This window comes from Acaryochloris marina MBIC11017, from assembly GCF_000018105.1.
Taxonomy (GTDB): Bacteria; Cyanobacteriota; Cyanobacteriia; order Thermosynechococcales; family Thermosynechococcaceae; genus Acaryochloris; species Acaryochloris marina.
In genome coordinates this window covers 144174-165978 of sequence record NC_009928.1, presented here as the reverse complement: position 1 = coordinate 165978, position 21805 = coordinate 144174, and the positions used below count along the sequence as shown (strand labels likewise).

General features: G+C 42.3%; 12 protein-coding genes and 11 pseudogenes. 9 read left to right on the top strand and 14 right to left on the bottom strand.

Going from position 1 to position 21805, the window contains the following annotated elements:
- Positions 1-959: 959 nt before the first annotated feature.
- The 11 genes and pseudogenes from AM1_RS32895 to hemH all read right to left on the bottom strand — a co-directional run bounded on the left by AM1_RS32895 (position 960) and on the right by hemH (position 9895).
- Positions 960-1586 carry a phycobiliprotein lyase gene (locus tag AM1_RS32895; protein WP_012167468.1) on the bottom strand — a complete coding sequence of 209 codons (627 nt, stop codon included), beginning with the start codon at positions 1584-1586 and terminating at the stop codon, positions 960-962.
- A 571-nt stretch (positions 1587-2157) separates the two neighbouring features.
- Positions 2158-2436, bottom strand: coding sequence for a phycobilisome linker polypeptide (locus AM1_RS42620; protein WP_238549372.1), 279 nt, complete (start codon positions 2434-2436; stop codon positions 2158-2160).
- Positions 2437-2562, bottom strand: a pseudogene (locus AM1_RS43665) (phycobilisome linker polypeptide); the annotation flags it as partial.
- A gap of 14 nt (positions 2563-2576) precedes the next feature.
- The gene (locus AM1_RS32885) at positions 2577-3449 is read right to left on the bottom strand and encodes a phycobilisome linker polypeptide (protein WP_012167368.1); all 873 of its coding nucleotides are present in this window, start codon (positions 3447-3449) and stop codon (positions 2577-2579) included.
- A gap of 398 nt (positions 3450-3847) precedes the next feature.
- Positions 3848-4336 (bottom strand): phycocyanin subunit alpha, encoded by a 489-nt coding sequence (gene cpcA, locus AM1_RS32880; protein WP_012167371.1) that lies wholly within the window; start codon positions 4334-4336, stop codon positions 3848-3850.
- Between the two features lie 84 nt (positions 4337-4420).
- Complete coding sequence (locus AM1_RS32875) at positions 4421-4939, bottom strand: phycocyanin subunit beta (RefSeq protein WP_012167372.1); 519 nt, start codon at positions 4937-4939, stop codon at positions 4421-4423.
- Positions 4940-5451: 512 nt separating this feature from the next.
- Positions 5452-5595: pseudogene (locus AM1_RS32870) on the bottom strand (transposase); the annotation flags it as partial.
- Between the two features lie 84 nt (positions 5596-5679).
- Positions 5680-6811, bottom strand: a pseudogene (locus tag AM1_RS41650) (IS3 family transposase).
- Positions 6812-6880: 69 nt separating this feature from the next.
- A pseudogene (locus tag AM1_RS43660) lies at positions 6881-7553 on the bottom strand (IS5 family transposase); the annotation flags it as partial.
- Between the two features lie 303 nt (positions 7554-7856).
- Positions 7857-8573 carry a biliverdin-producing heme oxygenase gene (locus AM1_RS32845; protein ID WP_012167382.1) on the bottom strand — a complete coding sequence of 239 codons (717 nt, stop codon included), beginning with the start codon at positions 8571-8573 and terminating at the stop codon, positions 7857-7859.
- Between the two features lie 161 nt (positions 8574-8734).
- Positions 8735-9895, bottom strand: coding sequence for a ferrochelatase (gene hemH / locus AM1_RS32840; RefSeq protein WP_012167381.1), 1161 nt, complete (start codon positions 9893-9895; stop codon positions 8735-8737).
- 1043 nt (positions 9896-10938) lie between these two features.
- On the opposite strand from hemH, the gene AM1_RS32835 reads away from it, so the two are divergent.
- On the top strand, positions 10939-11754 hold the full coding sequence (locus AM1_RS32835; RefSeq protein WP_012167463.1) for a phycobilisome rod-core linker polypeptide: 816 nt from the start codon (positions 10939-10941) through the stop codon (positions 11752-11754).
- 190 nt (positions 11755-11944) lie between these two features.
- Here the strand turns inward: AM1_RS32835 and AM1_RS32830 are convergent.
- Positions 11945-12476, bottom strand: a pseudogene (locus tag AM1_RS32830) (transposase).
- A gap of 43 nt (positions 12477-12519) precedes the next feature.
- Positions 12520-12786, bottom strand: a complete 267-nt coding sequence (locus AM1_RS32825) for a transposase (protein WP_012167461.1) — start codon at positions 12784-12786, stop codon at positions 12520-12522.
- A 900-nt stretch (positions 12787-13686) separates the two neighbouring features.
- Between AM1_RS32825 and AM1_RS44690 the strand changes: the two are divergent.
- The 6 genes and pseudogenes from AM1_RS44690 (at position 13687) to AM1_RS40380 (ending at position 19231) form a co-directional block, all read left to right on the top strand.
- Positions 13687-15039 (top strand): annotated as a pseudogene (locus AM1_RS44690) (IS701 family transposase).
- Positions 15040-15137: 98 nt separating this feature from the next.
- Positions 15138-15929, top strand: a pseudogene (locus AM1_RS32815) (IS5 family transposase).
- A 23-nt stretch (positions 15930-15952) separates the two neighbouring features.
- Positions 15953-16595 (top strand): annotated as a pseudogene (locus tag AM1_RS32810) (response regulator).
- Between the two features lie 266 nt (positions 16596-16861).
- Entirely contained in the window at positions 16862-17380 is a 519-nt protein-coding gene (locus AM1_RS32805) for a phycocyanin subunit beta (RefSeq protein WP_012167374.1), read from the top strand.
- Between the two features lie 68 nt (positions 17381-17448).
- Entirely contained in the window at positions 17449-17937 is a 489-nt protein-coding gene (gene cpcA, locus AM1_RS32800; protein ID WP_012167373.1) for a phycocyanin subunit alpha, read from the top strand.
- A 480-nt stretch (positions 17938-18417) separates the two neighbouring features.
- Positions 18418-19231: pseudogene (locus tag AM1_RS40380) on the top strand (IS5 family transposase).
- Positions 19232-19276: 45 nt separating this feature from the next.
- Here AM1_RS40380 and AM1_RS32785 read toward each other — a convergent pair.
- Positions 19277-19990 carry a phycocyanobilin:ferredoxin oxidoreductase gene (locus tag AM1_RS32785; RefSeq protein WP_012167450.1) on the bottom strand — a complete coding sequence of 238 codons (714 nt, stop codon included), beginning with the start codon at positions 19988-19990 and terminating at the stop codon, positions 19277-19279.
- Between the two features lie 168 nt (positions 19991-20158).
- Here AM1_RS32785 and AM1_RS32780 point away from each other — a divergent pair.
- Positions 20159-20534, top strand: a pseudogene (locus tag AM1_RS32780) (helix-turn-helix domain-containing protein); the annotation flags it as partial.
- A gap of 25 nt (positions 20535-20559) precedes the next feature.
- A pseudogene (locus AM1_RS40375) lies at positions 20560-21657 on the top strand (IS630-like element ISAcma32 family transposase).
- Positions 21658-21805: the final 148 nt, after the last annotated feature.

Sequence of the window (21805 nt, the reverse complement as noted above, 5' to 3'; positions counted from 1 at the left end):
GTCTCCATCATGTGGCTCATTACAGCCACATGAGCATTGCTTCAACAGCCCACCAAATCCATAATGTTCTCAGCCTTACTTCTCCAGTATTCAGATTATCTTTTCTCCTAAAAGTGATTAAGAAACACTTGCCTTGCAATCATCATAACTGTAACCATTAATTTTCAGAATTAGCGGAGGTAAAACTTTTCAGGTATAATCATTGAATTAACTTCTTTCGTAAGTTGATTTATCTGCATAAATAGCGTTTCTTATAAGATCATCGTTTCTTGTTGTAATTAGGTACGGTGATTCTTTTTTATAAGTATCTATTAAAAATCACTGATTTTAAATCAATGAAATTAAGTGATTTACTTGAAATTTTGTGAAAAATCAAGGATCAATTTGATTCCCTCTTGCAAAATCCTAGAAAAAAAAATTTTTGATTCGTAAAAAGTTCAATAGATATTAATAGTGGCTACTATCTTTGCATAGCCTTTTTCTCAAGTATTCCTTCCTCAGCTATTGTAAAGAATTTAATCAACTGCCCCGCTGCAAGCAGACGGGGTATGGAATACGATTTGCTCCCAAACCGTAGATTTGGATTACAATCCCATTTCTTCGCTGCAAGCAGCGGGGAATCTACCCTCACTAGATTGAAGATATTACCAGCTCAATATATGTCAAACAAACTGAATAGTTTTATAGTTTATTGGTTAACTCATATAATCCTACGGACTCAGAACAAAAACTACAAAAGTAATGAGCTTTTTAGCTAAAAATATTCTTTTCAAGATATCTATCAAATAAAACTAGTCATAGTACTAAAACTAATTATATTATTGCAAAGACTTTCAACTATTTAGGTTAGGAAAATAGTTGATAATGACTAATTTCTCTTGGAGCTAATGCTGAAGACTATAGCTAGATTTATTTAGCAACTGGGATTATGTCTGATAAATGATTATCTGCCCCAAAAATCACCATCCAAAAGAAGGAGTCATTTTATTCATCACAATTTTGCTTTGCTTATTTTGGACCAGTTTTTTCTCTTGCTTTATTGATACAGCTTCAGAATCATTAGTATTTATTATCCTAATTTCTGAGCAAAAAGTGGCAGTAGTAATCCCACCAGATATTGATACTATGCTAGTCCGAAGACGTACATTTGGAGCAGCAAACCAAAATTGCTCAGTTGAATCCATACCTCCATAGTTGGTGGTTAGAGTAAGAACATCTTCCTCGCTCAGTTGATAACTACTCACTACAGGTGCTGCATCAGCATATCCACGATCACGAAGTATTTTCCCACTTTGCGGTTGCTCAGTATCTTGAATAATGGCGAATGCGGTTGACCCATCATGCTTGACATCTTCCTTATCCCATTCCATCCCTCCCGTCCAACTGACATATGCTCCGCCGATAGATAATTTGGGATCAAAATTATGGATTTTGCAGGTAGCTAATACTTGAGTATCATCTGGGGAGAGAGTTTTTACACAAATTACTGATTCTCCTGATTCAGCTTTTTTGAATGCAAGATGATGGGTTGTCCTAATTGATTTCCAAGATCCTTCACTTTTCTGGAAAAATTCCAAAATATTCATTATCTTCCATACCTCTTTCTGTGTGCGGTTAAAGTATATACCTTGAAGTTTATTCTTAATAAAAAGTATATAAGAAAAGAATCATACCATTTATTAGTTATCACTTTATGAAATGAAAGGATATAACTAAATCCAATACTCCAATATCAAGGGAATAAATAAGCTATAAATAAGATCTCAGCTCATGACACAAGGATTATCATCCTAATAAATAAAAAGCAGGAAAACTACTGGAAGAACTTTAATCGATTTAGGCATATTTGATTTCGACATGAGATATATTGTATTGATGAACTATAATTCAATTCGCAGATTAGAATATTGCAAGTCATACTCTATTACAGAAAGAAGCTTATTATTCAAACGAGCTAACTGATCAAATAAAAAACCCTATGAGAGAAAAAGGTCTCCAAAGGGTTTTGGTATGTAATTTGATTATTAGCGCCATCAATAGTCTAATGATGCTTAAGCTGCCGTGTTATTAACACAGATTTTGACAGAGTCGTTAAAACGTTTTTTTGCTTCAATAAAATGGTAACAATGTTTATCCAATGATCAGTCAGCATATTATCTACGCTGGAGATACATTAAGTACTTTGCTACCTTTTTGGTTGAATCGCTTCAGGGCAGAAGAGAGTTGTTCATAGGGAATAAGATATTCACTGATGCTTGCTCTCACCTTGGCTGTCCTTGCTAAGGATGATTTGGTCACACGTACTCTATATAGCTTCTGCCGATTCCCCCCAACCGTTCCAACGACACCCTTAGTACCAGATGAATAATCACTCGCTGGACGGATACGGACAATTTTGCCACCCAAACGTGTAATCCGCTGTGTTTCTGCATTCATCCGGCTTAGAGGAACTTGAATCAAAACACTACTGTTTCGAAATTGATGATTTCGATTCTGGGTTTCACTGTTTTGTCGTAAACCGGTTACTTCATATATGAAAGTTTGGCGAGATTGCCCTAACATTATGTTTCTAACTCCTATTTCGCAACAGTAATGCTTGCAACCTTACCACCCAACTTATTGATCTGTTTCAGGGTGTTATTGAGTTGATTGTAAGGAACAATAAATTCCCGATTGCTCCTTCTCACCTTCGGATATCGAGGTAGACTAATGCCAGAAACCTCAATCCGATATAGACGGGCAGTAGAAGATTCAGACGAGCGTCCAAACGCTAGATTTGGGGTCGTTCCTTGTTTAGAAGACTGATATCCCCAGCCGTCGCACCCGCCAGAGGGTGCGATTACTGCAGAAGCGGAATTAGTAGCAAGTTGGCCAGCCAAGCGAGACGCTGCACCCGCTAATTGAGCGCGGTCGCTATTGGCATATCCACGGTATAGATTGAACAGGCGGGTAAATCCAACCGTTTGCTGACCGACACCTGTGGTCACCAAATCGCGGTAGTAAGGAACGATGGAATCACCAAAACTCGCATCATATTCCTTGGAGTCAATATAAGAATCAATATCTGCCTCATATCCCTCATTTTGGTAACGATCGAGATGTTCAATCACCTCTGCTTCACTATAGGGTGCTCGCCCTAAGAGGTGCTTGAAGTTTAATTCAATGACTCTCGTATGAAAATGAGGGTAGAGAAATTTGGACTTATATAATTCTGATTTAGCAACTGCACGAACAAAATCTTTAACCGTTAAAAGACCGTTGGCAAATTGAGACTCAAGCCCGCTGAGTCGCTCCGCTTCCATTAAATGGTCGTTTCCTAACACCTGGCGGTAAACCGCATTAATGGTCATCTCAGCATCTTTCTGTGACCAGTTGGGACGAAGCTCCGTAGGTGGCGTTTCATCGAATACTGATGTACCCAGTCGAGATGCTGATGTCGTTATTGCCACAAGTAACTCTCCTTTGACACTCGTGTATCGCTTATGTTTTTGGTCGCTGGAAATTCAATTAAGTGATAGTAATAAGTATCAATCACCTGATTTTTTGAAAAAAGAATACAGAGGTGATAAGAATTGATGATGTTAGGGATGTGAACTTGCCAATCAAACAAGACTATACTCTGTGAGCGCGATTACATGATCAAAACTCTGCGAACAGCCTAGAGGGCAATTGCGAAATTAAAGCAAATCAGATATTCCCAACTTGTTGGGCAGTCTCTTTATGTATAGCTTATTCCCTTATCTCCTTACCTGTTTGAAGAAGTTGAACCCAAAATAGCAACAGCTCAACTGTTATTCCAGCCGATAAACCAGAGCAGTGCCATTTTGGGTTATCAAAGCTTCTACATCTAGCTCAGTGCATTAATCGCATAGTCAATATACGAGTTGGCTTCAACTGCCGAGTCACCACTTAAGCCATGGTTTGCTTTAATGTGCTTCAGAGCCTCAACATACCAGCTTGGCGATAAATCAAACGTTCTATTGATCTCAGCTAAACCATTAATTAAATAGTCATCCAAGGGACCTGTGCCACCTGCGATTAAGCAATAGCTGATAATCCGTAGATAATAGCCAATATCTCTAACACACTTGGCTTTTCCCTCTGGTGTTGAGGCGTAATTGCTCCCCGTCATTTGAGTGGTGTAGGGAAACTTCTGATACACAGCATTGGCTGCACCATCAGCCAAACTATCTGCTTTGGAATTTAAAGTTTTCGCTGCATCCAGACTTGCAGCTGCCTGACGGAAGCGACCAAAGGCGACTTGCAATTCTGTCGAACTTAAAAACCGTCCTTGAGAATCTGCAGATGAGACGGCTTCAATCAAAGGGGTTTGCATGTTTATTTTCCTCTAAAGAATTTAGCAAAAGGAGGCAAAAATATATAAGTACAGAAAAATGAAGGACTGAATTTCTTCCTAGATTTAACCCACAGCAGAGGAAGCTAAATCAAAATAGCTACCTATTTCAGCCATAAGATTACTGCAATCACCTTGAGTAATCCCTTTAGGATCATTGGCTATTTCGATAGCTGCTTCTTTCATCTTCTGAACACCCGCAGCGACTGAACCGCCAGGAACGCCAAGAGCTGAGTATGTCTCACGTAGGCCATTGAGGCAACGGTCATTCAGGACACTGGCATCGCCAGTATAGACAGCATAGGTAACATAGCGGAGGATGATTTCCATGTCACGTAAACAAGCAGCCATCCGACGAGAAGTGTAGGCATTTCCACCGGGTGCACACAATTGGGGTTGATCAGCAAATAGGGCTCTTGCTGCATTGGCTACAATCGTTGATGCGTTGCCTGTGATTCGGTTGACAGCATCAATACGCTTATTAGCATCAGCCACCATTGCTTTGAGAGCATCTACCTCTGCATCGCTGACGTAAGCTCCTCTTGTGTCAGCCTGAGAGACTACTTTAGTAAAAGCATCTAGCATTCTGGTATCTCCTAAATTCTTTGATTCCGAATGAATTCAATTTTGTTGCAAAGAACAATCATTGATCAAAAAACTATTCAGACTTAATTGACTACTGACATAGAAGCAATAAAGCTTAGAAATTAAGTAATCCCCAAAAAATATAATTTAATTAAGATAACTTGCTTTCTGGCAAATAATTTGAATCACTGTCAGTTCCATCTATTAAGAACTGCTAAGACTAATCTCCAATATGAAAAGCCACATTGTCAACAGGTGAATGCTGATAAGAGGACTTTTCTAATATATGCATCCTAACCTTTATGGGAATTAAGTCTCAATGCTTTTTGAACTCTGTATTTATTAAAGCAATGAGATTGTGCAAAAATTGTGCAGTTATCTCAAAGCTCATTACTGATAATAAATCTAGTGTAGAAGCATACAGGAAGCACCAATCCCACAGAATTTAGTTGGTGGGGCAAGCAATCTGAAGAAAATTACTTTCGAGTAAGAGCTAATTTATAAACTAAACCTTAAGCTGCTAGGCGGCGAACCATAAGCCTAATGAAAGAGCCAAAAATCATTGCTTCACTATTTTCTGTATAGATTTCATAGTCTTTGTTCAAACGTCGATAACGGTTCATCCATCCAAAACTACGTTCGACAATCCAGCGCTTTGAAGTGGTCCCCACTGATTGGACAATTTTGCAGGGTCTCTAAGCTCTGAGAAATCTCCCCATGTTTGCCTTGTTCAACGAGTATTACACAGGTGAGTCACCCGCATAATAAATTTCATCAGGTGTTTTTAGCCTAATAATTGATGTGGCCTTTGTCGGTTATACCAGTGAAACCAATTTTTCACCTCCTGAGATAAATGTTGACCATCCTCAAACGCCTTGAGATAAATCAATTCCCATTTCACAGAACGCCATAATCGCTCAATGAAAATATTGTCATGACAACGGCCTCGACCGTCCATACTGATGTTCACCCTGGCCTGTTTGAGGCAGTCTGTAAAAGCATGAGCTGTAAACTGTGACCCTTGATCTGAGTTAAAAATCTCAGGGATGGGATATTTGTTCAAGGCTTCCTCCAGAGCCGCTAGACAGAAATACACATCCATTGTGTTCGACACTCGCCAACTGAGTACTTTTCGACTAAACCAATCCATAATTGCTACAAGATAGAAATGCCCTCGAAACACAGGGAGATAGGTAATATCAGTACTCCAAACCTGATTGACTGAGACAATATCAACCCCTCTGAGTAAATAAGGGTAAATCTGATGCTCGGGATGCGATTCACTGAGTTTCGGTTTGGGATAAATCGCTTGCAGTCCTAACTGACGCATTAATCGTTGAACCCGCTTACGATTGACGGTGTAGCCTTGGGTTTGCAAATAAGCTTTCATCCGACGGCTGCCGTAAAACGGAGTTCTTAGATATTGTTGGTCCATCAGTTTGAGTAAGGTCATTTCCTCCCCTGATGGGGCAATCGGCTGGTAGTAAAGGCTTGAACGACTCACTCCTAGCAACTGACACTGACGAACCACACTCAGAGCATGATGCTGAGCATCTACCAGGGACTTTCGGGTATCAGACCCAGTCGTGCGGAGTGCTTGGCTAAAAAATCCCGCTCTACCTTCAGTTGACCAATTTGACGATATAGCTCATTGATCTGAGCTTCGGTGTTCGATTGGGCTTTGCTAGCCCGCTTCCCCTTGTCAAACAGTTCACTGGCGTTTTCTAGAAGCTGACGCTTCCAGGTGTTGATCATCGTCGGGTGAATCCCATATTGGCTCGATAATTCAGGCGTTGTCTTCTGCCCCTGGATTGCTTCAATCGCGATCTTCGCTTTGAACGTTGGGCTGTATTGTTTTCGTTTCTTACTCATGAATCACTCCTATCATTTTTTGAAGGATCCAGAGCTTAGACACCTGTCCAAATTTTGGGGGCCATTATACTTAGGCAACACTTCAAATCCTTTGGATTGACGCTCAATAGCATCAACCTTGACGGTCTCACCACAAACCTGCTGCACAGCACGCTGAAAGTTTGGTCCTGAGTAGCCTTGGTCAACCCAAAGCACTTATAAGCGAGAGAGTTTTTCCATGGCGTCACTTAGAACAAACACAACTCCCAATCGTTCTGAAGTGTTTGCTCCTGTCACCACAACCCCAATCATTAATCCCTGAGAATCGACGACTATATGTCGCTTACGGCCTTTAACTTTCTTGCCACCATCAAAACCATAGACTGCCCCCTTTTTTCCGTTGTCTTCACCGATTGAGAGCCAGCAATGGCAACAGCAGAGTCTTTTTCTCGGTCCATCTCTTGCCTCAATTGATGGCGCAGAGTGTCATGGAGCAAACACCAGATGCCTTTGCGTTGCCACTTCTGAAAGTAGTTGTGGCGGCTTCGTGGGCTAGTAAATCATGGGGAAGCATTTCCCACTGACATCCCGTCCTTTGCACGAAGAAAATTGCGTTGAGGATTTCTCCCAAGTCAACAGTTCTGGGGAGTCCAAATCCTTTATCTTTGGTCAACAGCGGCTCTATAACGTTCCATTCAGCATCACTGAGGTCACTGGCATAGGCTCGACGATGAGGATTTTCAATCTCAGGTAAGCGACTCATGATACATAGCGCTTGAAGTAGCTACAACCCACCCTAGAGGAGCAATTTAACGACCTTATCGCCCTTAATAGACCTCTTGCATAATTCAGCTAACGGTATGGTAGCGGACTAAAAATTCAAGTCAGATCGCGGCATAAATTGAGTGCGTAACACACCATGAAACAAATAATTGCAAGAGGTCTAATACTTACTTTATAAATTAGCTCTAATTGATATAGAGGTTCTAGGATATATTATTTTTGAATTGAAACTGTGTTGAGGTGTTATGGAAAACAAGCCGTAGAAAAGGAATAATGAACTAAATCATTCAGCTATCGCAAGGTTAGGACCGTTTTGTTTGCGGCGTCGTGTGAGCGTGTTGAAAAGCATCTGCCCAATCGCTTTAATGAGACTACCTTCAAGCTCTTGAAACATCAACATATTGAGCCCAAATGCAGCATTAGCTTCATCTACAATTTGATGAGCAACCGTCTCATTGATTGGCAGTTCATTCAGTGCTTGACGATAGGCTTCCTTGAACTCCTTCGCATCAGGGATGGACTCAAATTCATAAAAGGCAGTCCCAGCGCCATTCGATAGATTCATCGAACGCTCAGCTATACCCTTGAGAATTTGTCCTCCTGAAAGGTCGCCTAAATAGCGTGTATATGAGTGTGCAATTAGTAGCTCTGGATGAGTAGTCGCTACTTCATGAATTCTTTCTACATAGTTATTTGCAGCAGCAGATGGTTCTATAGACTCTTGCCAACTATTTCCATAGTAGAAACAGAGATCTTTCTCAAGACTGGATTTACGATTTAACTCAGGAAAATATATCTTGGAAATGATAGGATGTTTCTTGAGAACTCGTAGTTCCTGCTCCATCGCAGTGTAGACAAAATATAGATTTGCGATGAGGTTCCGATAAGATGTCTTGTCAACTGCTCCTCTTAGAAAACACCGCACAAAGCCTACATTCTCTGCCATTGTATGAGCTTTTTTAGTGCCTTCACTCAATTGAATTGATAATTTTTCCCTCATGCCAAACTTCCCATTTCTTGATGATAACTGCTGATAAAAAATCTAATTGTGAAAAAGATAACCTTGTTAGCTACATTAGGTTAATTTGAACAACCCTTCCATTACAATTTCTTAATAGTCCAATAAGAGAGGCAGGTTAAACATCCTCACTATGACCATGACTACATTAAGCCTAATAAATGTAGCGGTCCAGATCCTACGAAATATTCAAGTAGTACTCCCAACATCCCAAACATAGCTAGTCGCCCATTCCAGACCTCTGCGGAGGGAGTTATTCCCCAAGCCCATTGTTCTTGAGGATACAATTTCACTGCGTTCTCTGGACAAACATCACTAAATAAAACAGGGCGTTCACTTAAGGCTTGAATGACCAACTTGGCTAGGGCTTGAATAAAGTCTGGATTTGTGTTGAGGGCAGGAACTCTAATAAAAGTTTCTATCCCAGCATTGATCGCTATCTCCCGATACTCTATGTCAATTTCTTCGAGGGTCTCAATATGGTCTGAGACAAAACTAATGGGGACAACAACTAGCTCTTTATACCCTTGTTGTGCAACTTCGACAATTGCCTCGTCCGTATAAGGCTTCAGCCATTCAATTGGACCTACTCGGCTTTGGTAAGCCAATGTGTAAGGTATATCCCTGTTTAGGGCCTTCATAATTAAACCCACACATTTCTCAACCTCATCTTGATAAGGATCGCCAGCTTCTTCGACATAGCTGACGGGTACACCATGAGCGCTAAAAAATAAATGGGCCTGATGGGCATCAGGTTGCTGATCAATGCAGCCATCTATCAAATCAGCTATCGCTCGAATATAGTCTTTGCAGTCGTGCCAAGAAGGAATGATTGTATAGTTAATGGTCTGCAAGCCTGGATCGGCCATCCAAATTTTCTCTAGTTGGCGAAAGCTAGATCCACTGGTACTAATTGAAAACTGCGGGTAAAGGGGAAGAATGACGAGATCGGTGATTCTGTCTCGCTTTATTTGCTCGATGGCTTCTTCCGTAAAGGGATGCCAATATCTCATCCCTACATAGGTTTTAATCGGATAGCCTGCTGAACATAATGCCTGTTGTAATGCAAATGCCTGGGACTCAGTAATCTCGCGCAAGGGAGAAAAACCACCAATCTTTTGGTAGTTTTTCTCAGATTTACTAGACCTTAATACAGAAATTAACCATGCAAGCGGAGCCTGTAAAACAGGAAAGCGTAAACGGATGATTTCTGGATCTGAAAATAGATTATATAGAAAGGGGCGGACGTCTCTTAGCCTCTCAGGCCCTCCCAAATTTAACAGCAATATTCCTGCTCGGCTCATACCTATGGCTCAGATGAGTTCAACTTTCAGACATACCGTCAAACCAAGGCCTATCTTCAAGTTTTATTACCAAGAGTCACGATATCAAATTTCGTGACAATTCGAAGATATCTTAATTAGACTCAATAAAATTGTACTTCTTTTATAAGAATAGTCTAATTTTCAGAAAACATTTATAATTCCGTGATTAGGATGCCTACTGCTAATTCTTAGTTAGAAAATAATGATTCAGAGATTGCTAAATTAATTCTGCTGAAGGAAGGGCGATTAACGTCACGGTTAAATCGCCCAATCGATATAGGTAATCTTAATGATAGTTGATATGATATATGATTTGACAGTTATTATGAATGAGAACTTTAATTCATAATAAAATGAACTTGATATATCTTCTAAAGATTTGTTAATTTTGACGCTTTTCTTACATTGATGCGCAGTAAAAAAATGATTGATCCCATCTTAATGTAAGGGACTTGATTCTATTCAAATATCTGGGAGAACATCAGAGACAGCTATTTTTGCATGCCTCAATCCTCACAGTTGATTTTTCGGCCTTGCAGGGTTTCATCATTGTCTAAATTAGCTTTTACGAACTTCTAACAGCCCAAGGTGAGGAGAATCGGGCAAATTAAAAGCTACAACTTTTGGAGGGAAAAACTGCGTTATCTATTTAATTGATGAGAATTATGGCATTTTCTAGAAAAAGGAAGAACTTAATCAATGAAATTGATAGTTTTTTCTGAGTTGAGCCCGAACATGTTGATCTAAAGAATGTACAAGCTAGCTCTTTCAGCGATACTTAGGGTATGGTATGAGGCTCAGCATCTAAGCTTGTAGTAGTTAGAGTAAATATTGCAAATTTCTACTTTCCTAAGCCAGAAGTCAGCTATTGTACCGCTTCAGTAGTACGATAAATCATTAGATTCAAGAAATGAAGTTCTAGAAATACTTGGGTATCGAACTACTTTCTTCAATATTTCATTTACTTGGAATTTTTCCACTAATAAAGTATTTTGGCCATTTTTTGTCAAGGAGTTTTATATATGTCCCTACCCTTATTAGATTACTCCCCAATATCCCAAAATCAGCGTGTCAATGGTTTTGAAGTACCCAGCGATGAACAGCCAAGGATCTTTACGACTGAAAATCTACCCTCGCCCAACGAAATCACCGCCATCATTGATGCATCCTATCTGCAAATCTATCATGAGCAACAGATGTTGGCCGCCAACCGTCAGGCGACTTTAGAATCTCAACTCAAAGCCAGGCAGATTACTGTTAAAGATTTTATTCGGGGTTTGATCTTATCAGATTCCTTTCGCCGACTGAATTATGATGCCAATAACAACTATCGTTTTGTTGAGCTTTGTTTTCAGCGCGTATTGGGACGTCAGGTTTACAACGAAAGAGAAACCCTAGCTTGGTCTATTGTTTTAGCTACGAAAGGACTCCAAGGCTTCATTGACGAGCTGCTTAATACCGATGAATATCTGGAAAATTTTGGGGAAGACACTGTTCCATATCAACGACGTCGAATTCTCCCTCAGCAAGAGATAGGAGAATTAACGTTTGCTCACGTTACTCGTTATGGTGAGGAGTTTCGGGATAGTATTTCTAGAACAAGCCGGTCTTCTAGCGTTCCTCGCCGTTCTAGCGCACCGACTCGTTCTAGCGCACCCAGTCGCTCCAGTGCACCCAGTCGTTCTAGTACACCTAGTCGCTCTACTAGCTCAGCCAGTTCAATTTCATCAGGTTCATCAGAGGGATCCGAAAGTTATACTGGCCTTATAGCGGCAATTATAATTGGTCTTGGCGCACTAAGTGGTGTGATAATTGCTTCATTTGTGGTTGGGTCTTAGTTTTTAATTAACGAGGAGTTGCTTACTCAGAGCCACTTCTAATTAGGTATAAAGCTTCTTTCACATAAGGGGAATAGGGTTGTCTATCAGACAACCCTCACCATGAATATGATTCTTCTAACCTACCAAATGGTTACAAAGTAAATATTTGCAAGAATCATAGTGCTTTCTATAGAACCCATTTGAGATCTTAAGACTTAGCCGCAAGCCTCTTAAGCATAAGCCTGACGAAGCACAAATCCATTTGCGCTTTTGCATTCACAAGCGTTCGCTCAAAGTTCTTAGTCAGGCTCTTACAGTGCCCCATCCAAGCGTTGGAACGCTCAATGACCCATCGGGTCGCAACCGGAACAAAGCCCGTTTTCCCTTGAGCTGCTTTTTCTGTTTTTAAGGGCTTCGGCGATAGCTCAAATCTGATCTTTCTCATGATGGCTGGATAGACCGCTTCAAGCTTCTGAGTCAATGTATCCAAATGATAGCCGTTGTCCAACAAAAAGGTGATTTTAGGGATATTGACAGGCTTGGCTTTGAAGTACTCAATATTGAGGGTCAACATCATCAGTAAGCCCATATTGTCTGAGGCATGTGGGGGTGTGCACAGGGTAAAGAATGGGAAACCAAGGGTATTGTCGATTGATTCCATGGGTGGCTTTGTAGAAACAGAACCCTTTCGACTCCACCCTCGCATTGCAAGTGTTCTTCACCGCTTGCGAGTCTGCCATTATCAACCTTGTCCATTTGGGCTTTTTTTACCTGCTCACGAACCTATCCATTCAGCAGCGTCATCAACGTCTCAATCGATCCTGCTTTGCGCCACTTGTTGTAGTGCCAAAAGACCGTTGAGATGGGAGGAAAGTCTTTGGGCCAGTCCTGCCAGTTGCAGCCATTTTTGAGTCGATAGAGCATCCCATCCATCAGCTCTCGGTAACTCCAGGCTAGAGGCTTTGTCTTTTTCTTGGGCGGTAGAAATTCTGGCAACAGCGGTTCGAGGATTTCCCATTCGGTATCAGTCAAACTGCTTGAGTAGGTCATAACCAATCAACTGCCCCGCTGCAAGCAGACGGGGTATGGAATACGATTTGCTCCCAAACCGTAGATTTGGATTACAATCCCATTTCTTCGCTGCAAGCAGCGGGGAATCTACCCTCACTAGATTGAAATAGAACGCTTCTGACAGTTTTGCGTATTAGGCAAAAGATCTCAAATGGGTTCTATACAGTTCCATATTGATCGGAGCAGCCTTTAGCTTAGTCGGTGGGAAGCCCCGCGTTGTTTTGAGAGCAAAGCAAGTCAATCAACGACGGCATGAGAGGCGCGTGGCCGAAGGGAACAATGCCGCGATAAAATAATAACAACAGTGGAGTACGTGCTAATTGCCGCTCCGACAGTTGGGTTGGGCGTCGCCTCACTCTAAAACGCGAAGGTTGAAAGACAGGAGAAGCCAGCGTTGTATGCTTGCATCAACGTCTGGAGTACGTCACTAATCGTAAGTATGCCAATAGGAAAATCCACTGCTGAGTACACGAGGTTGAAAGTATTCAACTGTAGTATTTGCGATATCAATGACTCTTGAATACTGAAATATTATATACCTATTAACTTAGTTAAATTAGTAAGCATTTTCTAACTATCCTAAGCTTTAGCTCCTCTTAGGAATTAGCTGTAGCTAATTTTCCTCATGGGAAACATTTATCTCAAACTTACTATATTTTTCGTTGTATTTTTCACCAAAATATTGAGCGTCTTACATTAGATACTTGTAGTCCGCAGATAGAATTAATGGATAGTTCAAGGAGTCAACAACCTGCCATTTTAGTCTTTGGTGATGAAGCCAACATTCGCAGAGTTCTAAGCTCGACTTTATCCATTTATGCTGATACGAAGAAACGGTAGCAAGATCAGAGATAGGCAAGTATCGAGAGTCCTGAGAAAATGCTACCGAAAATATTTCTGCCTTTGATCTTAGCGTTTCGCCCTCTATTTTCTCAGCCGGTTTGGTCTTCAGCCTCAGTACTTCTCGTCGGTGCTATTCTCGCTCCTGGGAAACGAACAGTCAGCGCAATTCTGAGAGTGATGGGATTGTCTGAGGAGCAGCAATCTCAGCGTTATCATCGGGTCTTAAATCGAGCCATCTGGTCAAGTCGAGGGGCCAGTCAGATTCTCTTACGTCAGTTGGTTAACCTGTTTATCCCCACGGGACCAGTACTGCTGGGCTTAGACGACACGATAGAGCGTCGCTGGGGCAAACGAATTGCCGCTCGTGGAATTTATCGTGATCCAGTTCGCTCCAGTCATTCACACCTAGTCAAAGCCAGTGGCTTGCGCTGGTTGAGCTTGATGCTCTTGGTACCCATCCCTTGGGCCAAACGAACTTGGGCTTTACCCTTTCTAACCGTTCTGGCCCCCTCAAAACGCTACAACCACATCCATCGCCATCGTCATAAACGACTGACCGATTGGGGACGGCAAATGCTGCGGCAGGTTCGACGATGGTTGCCTCACCGAGCCATATATGTGGTTGCCGATAGTAGCTTTGCCACGTTTGAATTCTTATCCTCTCTCGCTCAAATGTCGCAGCCAGTTCATGTGGTTACTCGGTTGCGTTTGGATGCGGAATTATGGCAACCTGCGCCCCCTCGAAAGCCAAAACAAATGGGCCGTCCTCGTATCATTGGACAGCGCCTGCCTACACTCAAAGCAACAGTAGAGAACGCAAATACGCCCTGGAAAACGATTGTGCTTCAAGATTGGTATGGCAAGGCCAACTAAACTTTACACATTACTTCTAGTACTGCCGTATGGTACAAAACCGGTATGCCACCGATTCCCATTCGCTGGGTCTTGATCCGCGATCCTCAAGGTCGATGCAAGCCACAAGCACTGCTTTGTACAGACCTAGAGATTAGCTCTATCAAGATGATGCAATGGTTTCGACAAGGTTGGCAGGTTGAAGTCACTTTTGAAGAAGTCCGTGCCCATCTCGGTGTCGAAACCCAGAGACAATGGTCAGACCAGGCGATTCTTCGCACCACGCCTGCACTTCTAGCACTCTTCTCCATTGTGACCGCCTTAGCCCATCAATTGCAGTCAACACATCCAGTCGCTTGTCCCATGACAGCTTGGTACCGAAAACTAAATCCATCATTTGCAGATGCACTCGCACAAGTTAGGCGGCACTGATGGCAGCTTCAGACTTTTCACACGTCAATTACAGACAAGGATGTGTTCAAAGTCCCTAGGAATTTATTCAACACCTGGTCTGAGCTTCTCTGCTATGCTGCTTGATTGGATAAAGTCGAGCTAAGAGGCTGTTTGAGAAGTGAGTAAAGCTCTCAAGGGACAAATCTGTCAATACACAAACATTGGACAGGACCTTGAGAGCAATGCCGACAGTTTTTGATAGCGACCTCACCACCCTGCAATGGGAATTACTTAAGCCTTGATTCTTGCTGCTAAACCTGGAGGTAGACCTCGCACGACTGATATGCTCAGTGTGCTTAATGCCATCTTTTATCTCTTGGTTACGGGGTGTCAGTGGAGACAGCTACCCCATGATTTTTCCTGTTGGTCAACGGTCTATAGCTATTTTCGAAGGTGGCGCGATGATGGCACTTGGGTCCACATCAATGACCATCTACGCATGCAAGTGCGGGTGAGTGAAGAGCGTCATCCGAGTCCCAGTGCCGCCATCTGCGATACTCAATCGGTTAAAGTCGGCAATCCTCGGTGTCACTCGATTGGGTTTGATGGTGGAAAAATTGTCAAGGGCCGTAAGCGTCATGTGCTCGTCGATACTTTAGGGCTGCTCCTGATGGTGATTATCACCGCTGCCAATATCTCTGACCAACGAGGGGCCAAAATACTGTTTTGGAAAGCCCGACGCCAAGGTGCAAGTTTGTGTTCGGATATGGGCCAATGCGGGCTATCAAGGACAAGCCTTTATGACGTGGGTGATGGACCGTTTTCAATATGTCTTAGAAGTGATCAAACGCTCAGATAATCTAGCAGGGTTCCAGATGGTTCCCAAACGATGGATTGTAGAGCGGACGTTTGGATGGTTGTTGTGGTCTCGACGTCTCAATAAAGATTATGAGGTCTTGACCAAGACAGCTGAAGCGCTTGTGTATGCGGCAATGATTCGACTGATGGTTCGAAGGCTAGCGGAGGACTACTAAAACTTTTCAAACAGCCTCTAAATATACGTTTATCCAAGATTGGATATAAAGTATTCACTGCTTCTGATGGACATGAAGCACTTGGCATCTTCTATGATCAACATCCTGGCTTGATTATCTTAGATGTGATGATGCCTAAGTTGGATGGTTATGGTTTTTGCCAAATAGTTCGAAAGGCATCAAGAGTGCCAATTATTATGTTAACTGCTCTATCGGATGTAGTAGACCGAATCACTGGCTTAGAGATGGGTGCCGATGACTATGTGGTAAAACCCTTTTCATTGAAAGAGTTGGAATCACGTGTACGAACTATCCTTCGTAGACGGGAGACTTCAAAACCGCTTCATTATCAAAGTATAAGGTGTCATTAAGTTTGGCTCAATAACCGTAGACACCAACAAAAGGCAAGTATTTTAGGGTCATAGCCGTATTTCTTCAACACATATGGAATTTTGTGCGTTGGAACTATTAGCTACACATCCTGGGGTACCCATTGCCCGGTCAGAGTTTTTGGACAAAGTATGGGGATATAGCCGGGAAACCAACATCGACACTCAGGTTATTGATGTTCACATTTCTCACCTGCGTCGCAAACTTGGGGATAGCTGTGAACGCCCCAAGCTGATCCATACAGTTCATGGTGTAGGTTATGCCCTGAAGCTTTAAGTTAACGTGAAATTATCTCACCAGGATTTTCTCTTCTCCAGATTAATTGAAGGCGAGGATTGTAAAAATTATAAATTTCCATGAATTTTTGCATTGAAATATGCAAAGTGACTACCGCAGAGTTGGATAATTTCCCTTGTTACCTTCTCAAGTTGTTATTTTCACAGCTTTTTAATTTAGCCATGATTTAAGCATGGTTGAACAGCGTGTTAAATCGTTTTTTATTGGAATCAGACTTATACCATTTAGGAGGTTAATTTAAGTCTATGTATGATGCATTTGCGAAAGTAGTTTCACAAGCAGACGCCCGAGGGGATTTTCTGAGTGATTCCCAGATCGCAGCCCTGCAAGCTGTCGTCTCGGATGGCAATAAGCGGATGGATGTCGTCAATCGAATCACGAGTAATGCGTCTACCATCGTTGCGAATGCGGCGCGTGATTTGTTCGAGGAGCAGCCTTCACTCATCCAGCCGGGTGGTAATGCATACACCCATCGTCGGATGGCCGCTTGCTTACGAGACATGGAAATTATTCTGCGTTATGTGACTTACGCCATCTTTGCTGGTGATGCCAGCATTCTTGAAGATCGCTGTTTGAACGGCCTCAAGCAAACCTATCAAACACTGGGTGTCCCAACCAAGTCGATGTCCCTGAGCGTCAGCAAGATGCGAGATGCAGCATTAGAAATCGCGAGTGACCCTAATGGCGTCACTCAAGGAGATTGTTCCAGCTTGATTTCAGAAGTCAGCGACTACTTCGACTTAGCGGCACGCGCCGTAGGCTAACGGGCCTCGTTAGAAATAGCCATCCATCGCGCCCCATTTAGATATCGGTAATTAGGAGAAATTTAGAAATGAAAACCCCTTTGACTGAGGCCCTAGCTTCAGCCGATTCCCAAGGAAAGTTCCTCAGCTCAACAGAACTCCAGGTTGCTTTTGGACGTTTTCGTCAAGCATCGACGGGCTTACAAGCCGCAAGAGCATTGAGCGAGAAAGCAGATAGCCTGGCTTCTCAAGCCGCTGATGCCGTATACAAGAAGTTTCCCTACACAACTTCATTACAGGGAAATAACTATGCTTCCACTCAGCGGGGCAAAGACAAGTGTGTGCGCGATATAGGGTATTACCTGCGCATGATCACCTACTGCTGTGTGGTGGGTGGGACAGGTCCCATGGATGACTATTTAGTGAGCGGACTGGCAGAGATCAACCGCACCTTTGACTTGTCACCCAGTTGGTATGTTGAAGCGCTGAAATATATCAAAGCAAACCATGGCTTAAGTGGTGATGGGGCTGTTGAAGCCAACTCGTATATTGACTATGCCATCAATGCACTTAGCTAGCCCATCGTGGTCTAACGATTAAAATTGCTGCCACCCTCCTCTAGCAATTGAAAACCCAGAAGGGAAATAGGCACCTCATCGGTGGTGAATATTAACTCTTCTGGGTTTTGTGTTATTGAATTGTCGATATATAAGCTTTCAATATAAATAACCTCTTTGATTAATACTGTCATGATTAGAAAGTCATGAGCCTAAAGTAAACATGTTCTCTAAAGTCCATATTTATTCCAGGTTTTTTGCCTTGAAATTTAATGATATTAGATGTGATAGGTAATTCAATTAATTCTGGCAACATTAAGATTATATAAAACTAATGATTTAATTGATGCCTTTAATGACTGACTTGGGATTAGACTTCTAGGTAGTCAATCATTGAACTCATCATATTTAGAGCTAATTTATAAAGTAAGTATTAAGGGCGATAAGGTCGTTAAATTGCTCCTCTAGGGTGGGTTGTAGCTACTTCAAGCGCTATGTATCATGAGTCGCTTACCTGAGATTGAAAATCCTCATCGTCGAGCCTATGCCAGTGACCTCAGTGATGCTGAATGGAACGTTATAGAGCCGCTGTTGACCAAAGATAAAGGATTTGGACTCCCCAGAACTGTTGACTTGGGAGAAATCCTCAACGCAATTTTCTTCGTGCAAAGGACGGGATGTCAGTGGGAAATGCTTCCCCATGATTTACTAGCCCACGAAGCCGCCACAACTACTTTCAGAAGTGGCAACGCAAAGGCATCTGGTGTTTGCTCCATGACACTCTGCGCCATCAATTGAGGCAAGAGATGGACCGAGAAAAAGACTCTGCTGTTGCCATTGCTGGCTCTCAATCGGTGAAGACAACGGAAAAAAGGGGGCAGTCTATGGTTTTGATGGTGGCAAGAAAGTTAAAGGCCGTAAGCGACATATAGTCGTCGATTCTCAGGGATTAATGATTGGGGTTGTGGTGACAGGAGCAAACACTTCAGAACGATTGGGAGTTGTGTTTGTTCTAAGTGACGCCATGGAAAAACTCTCTCGCTTATAAGTGCTTTGGGTTGACCAAGGCTACTCAGGACCAAACTTTCAGCGTGCTGTGCAGCAGGTTTGTGGTGAGACCGTCAAGGTTGATGCTATTGAGCGTCAATCCAAAGGATTTGAAGTGTTGCCTAAGCGCTGGATTGTCGAACGTAGTTTTGGATGGATGAACCGTTATCGACGTTTGAACAAAGACTATGAAATCTATACAGAAAATAGTGAAGCAATGATTTTTGGCTCTTTCATTAGGCTTATGGTTCGCCGCCTAGCAGCTTAAGGTTTAGTTTATAAATTAGCTCTTAGAGCGGGGTAGTTCATATAATTAAAAATCAAATAAGACTCTATCCATATAGGTATTAGCCCATTCTTTCCCGAAGGCTTTTTCTAAGATTCGGCGAGTTTTATCATTAAGCTTTTGCTGCTGGCAGTAATGGGCGTGTCCTTCATGGATATTTGATATTTCTGATGGCTCCACAATTTGAGATAATAAAGCTTTCTCACAATGCCAACTTAAATATAAAGTTACGCGGTTTAAAAAATGATTCTCTTCTTCAGTATTTTGTGGCTGTATAAATAGACAATATTCTGAAAATATATCGCCCCAATCAGGCAATTTTCTTATTTTAGAGAATTTTACCTCCGGTAAATTGTTAAGATACTTACAATAATCTTTTGGTAAAGTTCGGTCACTAGTAACTGGAGAAAGATCAACGATTGCAGCTGATATTTTACCTCTAGCGCTTATTATATCTGCACCAAAAATTGGTAAATCATATTTAGTTTTTGGAAACATGACACAGTGTAAAACATCCAGCCCATTGCCTAAATGAGCTAACTCTATATGTAATTTTCGAAAATGCTCTGACTTATAACAAATATTTTCAATTACTAAATTTTGATCCTCAAATATACCTTTTAAATAAGTAAATTCTGGAGGTAGTAAGTAACAAGATATATCTAATTTTTTCACCCAAATCATTTCTATTTGATTAGCTAATTTCTGGATTAAATGATGTTGAAGGTGGCGTATTGACATAAAGGTAAGGAACTTAAGGAGTTTAAGGGATGTTAAGGCATTATGAAAGGATTACATATACCTAGTTTAATTTCTAGTGTAGTTTAAGCTAAGTAGCCCAGCCTTGAAAAGCTCAATTAGATGAAGTTGAATGAATCTACCCACACTATCATTTAGGAGATTGTGCGGATGGGTGCCGGATTACGTACTTTATTGAATAGCTCAGAAGAGCAGACCTTATTTGAACTGAGGACAGCAACAACAGTCCCCCAACGGGTCAAAGATCGAGCCGCAATGATTCGATTGAGTCATCAGGGGATGTATGTAGAGAAAATTGCAGCCCTATTCCAGTATAATGTTCGGACCGTTCGCCAAACCCTTCATCGCTGGCAACAGAAGGGATTAGGAGGACTGTGGGATGCGCCTCATCCGGGTGCTCAGCGGCGGTGGCACCCGGAAGATATGGAGTGTTTACATCAAGAAGAACGTACCTACAAATAGCCAACAACTGTCCCAGAAACTGGCGAAGGAGCGTAACGTTCACTTACTCCCTTCCCGCTGTAAAATGGGGAAAAGAGCAAATAGTCACATTGAATCGAACACAAGCCTTTCTGGACAAGCCTTTTGATGCGGATGAGTGGCAGAAATTCTACTACCGCAATCAACAACACTACATTCGACAGCGCTTGACCGCGATCAAATTGCTGAATGAAGGACACAGTCGTACCCAAGTGAGCGAACAAGTGGGGTGTAGCTATGATACGTTAACGCGTTGGATGGACAAATATCTCGATGGTGGACTCCAGGGCTTGGTCCAACCCATTCGACATCAAAAACCTAGTCGGTTGAGCCCAGAGGAACAACAACAACTCAAAGAGATGGTTCTGACGCAACGTCCGACAGACTATGGTATTGACCGCAATATGTGGACAGGTGCAATTTTAGCCGTTGTGATTGAGCAGCGTTTCGAGGTGCAACTGAAAGATTCGCGTATCTACGAATTGCTATCAGAGTTGGGGTTATCTTACCAACGCGCCCATCGTGACTATGCGAATGCTGACCTGAACGCCCAGAAAGAGTGGGTGGCGGCTGTTAAAAAAACTGCAATCACGACAATCGGATGAGCGCATCTTGTTCTTTGACGAATTTGCGGTGTCTGAGCGTCCTAGTTTGTTCTATGGCTGGGCAGAACGCAACACTCGTCCACAGGTCAAGAGTAATGAGCGGGCTCGCAACAAGCTCAATGGGTTACTGTGCGTCGATGCCCACAGTGGCGAAGAGTATTTCGCTCTGAGCCCACAGGCTAAAACGGAAGATATCTCTGAGTACTTTGCAGGCCTATGTCTGGATAGCGTTGAGCTGGGCTACACTCAACTGTGCCTTATTCTCGATAACAATCCAACCCATAAGGGCAAGATGCGCTCCCAACTCGCTATCCACCTAGAGCAGATGGGGCTCACCCAATCGATTCAAGTTGAGTTTTTATATTGCCGTCCTACTCTCCCAAGTTGAACTTGGTTGAATGTGTGATTCACTTACTACGCTTACGATGTCTGCACCATCTCCCTCTTGGAACGACCCTGACACAGATCAAACAACAGCTCCATGAGTTCTTTGCTGCTAACCAGTTTCTATCGGCTGAACAAGTTCAAAACAGTCTGAATTTTATATTTTCACTTGTTCCATAATCTTATGGCGGGAAGGGAGTAATTATGAAAGTAGTCGTAATACGATGTTGCGGGCCGTAATCAACTGCCCTGCTGCAAGCAGACGGGGTATGGAATACGATTTGCTCCCAAACCGTAGATTTGGATTACAATCCCATTTCTTCGCTGC

What these genes read in the sequence shown, in the direction of transcription:
- cpcA (WP_012167373.1), top strand. Translation starts at nt 17,449, where the DNA reads ATGAAAACCCCTTTGACTGAGGCCCTAGCTTCAGCCGATTCCCAAGGA.
- AM1_RS32785 (WP_012167450.1), bottom strand. Translation starts at nt 19,990, where the DNA reads ATGTCAATACGCCACCTTCAACATCATTTAATCCAGAAATTAGCTAAT.
- AM1_RS32845 (WP_012167382.1), bottom strand. Translation starts at nt 8,573, where the DNA reads ATGAGGGAAAAATTATCAATTCAATTGAGTGAAGGCACTAAAAAAGCT.
- AM1_RS32895 (WP_012167468.1), bottom strand. Translation starts at nt 1,586, where the DNA reads ATGAATATTTTGGAATTTTTCCAGAAAAGTGAAGGATCTTGGAAATCA.
- AM1_RS32835 (WP_012167463.1), top strand. Translation starts at nt 10,939, where the DNA reads ATGTCCCTACCCTTATTAGATTACTCCCCAATATCCCAAAATCAGCGT.
- AM1_RS32875 (WP_012167372.1), bottom strand. Translation starts at nt 4,939, where the DNA reads ATGCTAGATGCTTTTACTAAAGTAGTCTCTCAGGCTGACACAAGAGGA.
- AM1_RS32825 (WP_012167461.1), bottom strand. Translation starts at nt 12,786, where the DNA reads ATGACCTACTCAAGCAGTTTGACTGATACCGAATGGGAAATCCTCGAA.
- hemH (WP_012167381.1), bottom strand. Translation starts at nt 9,895, where the DNA reads ATGAGCCGAGCAGGAATATTGCTGTTAAATTTGGGAGGGCCTGAGAGG.
- AM1_RS32805 (WP_012167374.1), top strand. Translation starts at nt 16,862, where the DNA reads ATGTATGATGCATTTGCGAAAGTAGTTTCACAAGCAGACGCCCGAGGG.
- cpcA (WP_012167371.1), bottom strand. Translation starts at nt 4,336, where the DNA reads ATGCAAACCCCTTTGATTGAAGCCGTCTCATCTGCAGATTCTCAAGGA.
- AM1_RS42620 (WP_238549372.1), bottom strand. Translation starts at nt 2,436, where the DNA reads ATGAATGCAGAAACACAGCGGATTACACGTTTGGGTGGCAAAATTGTC.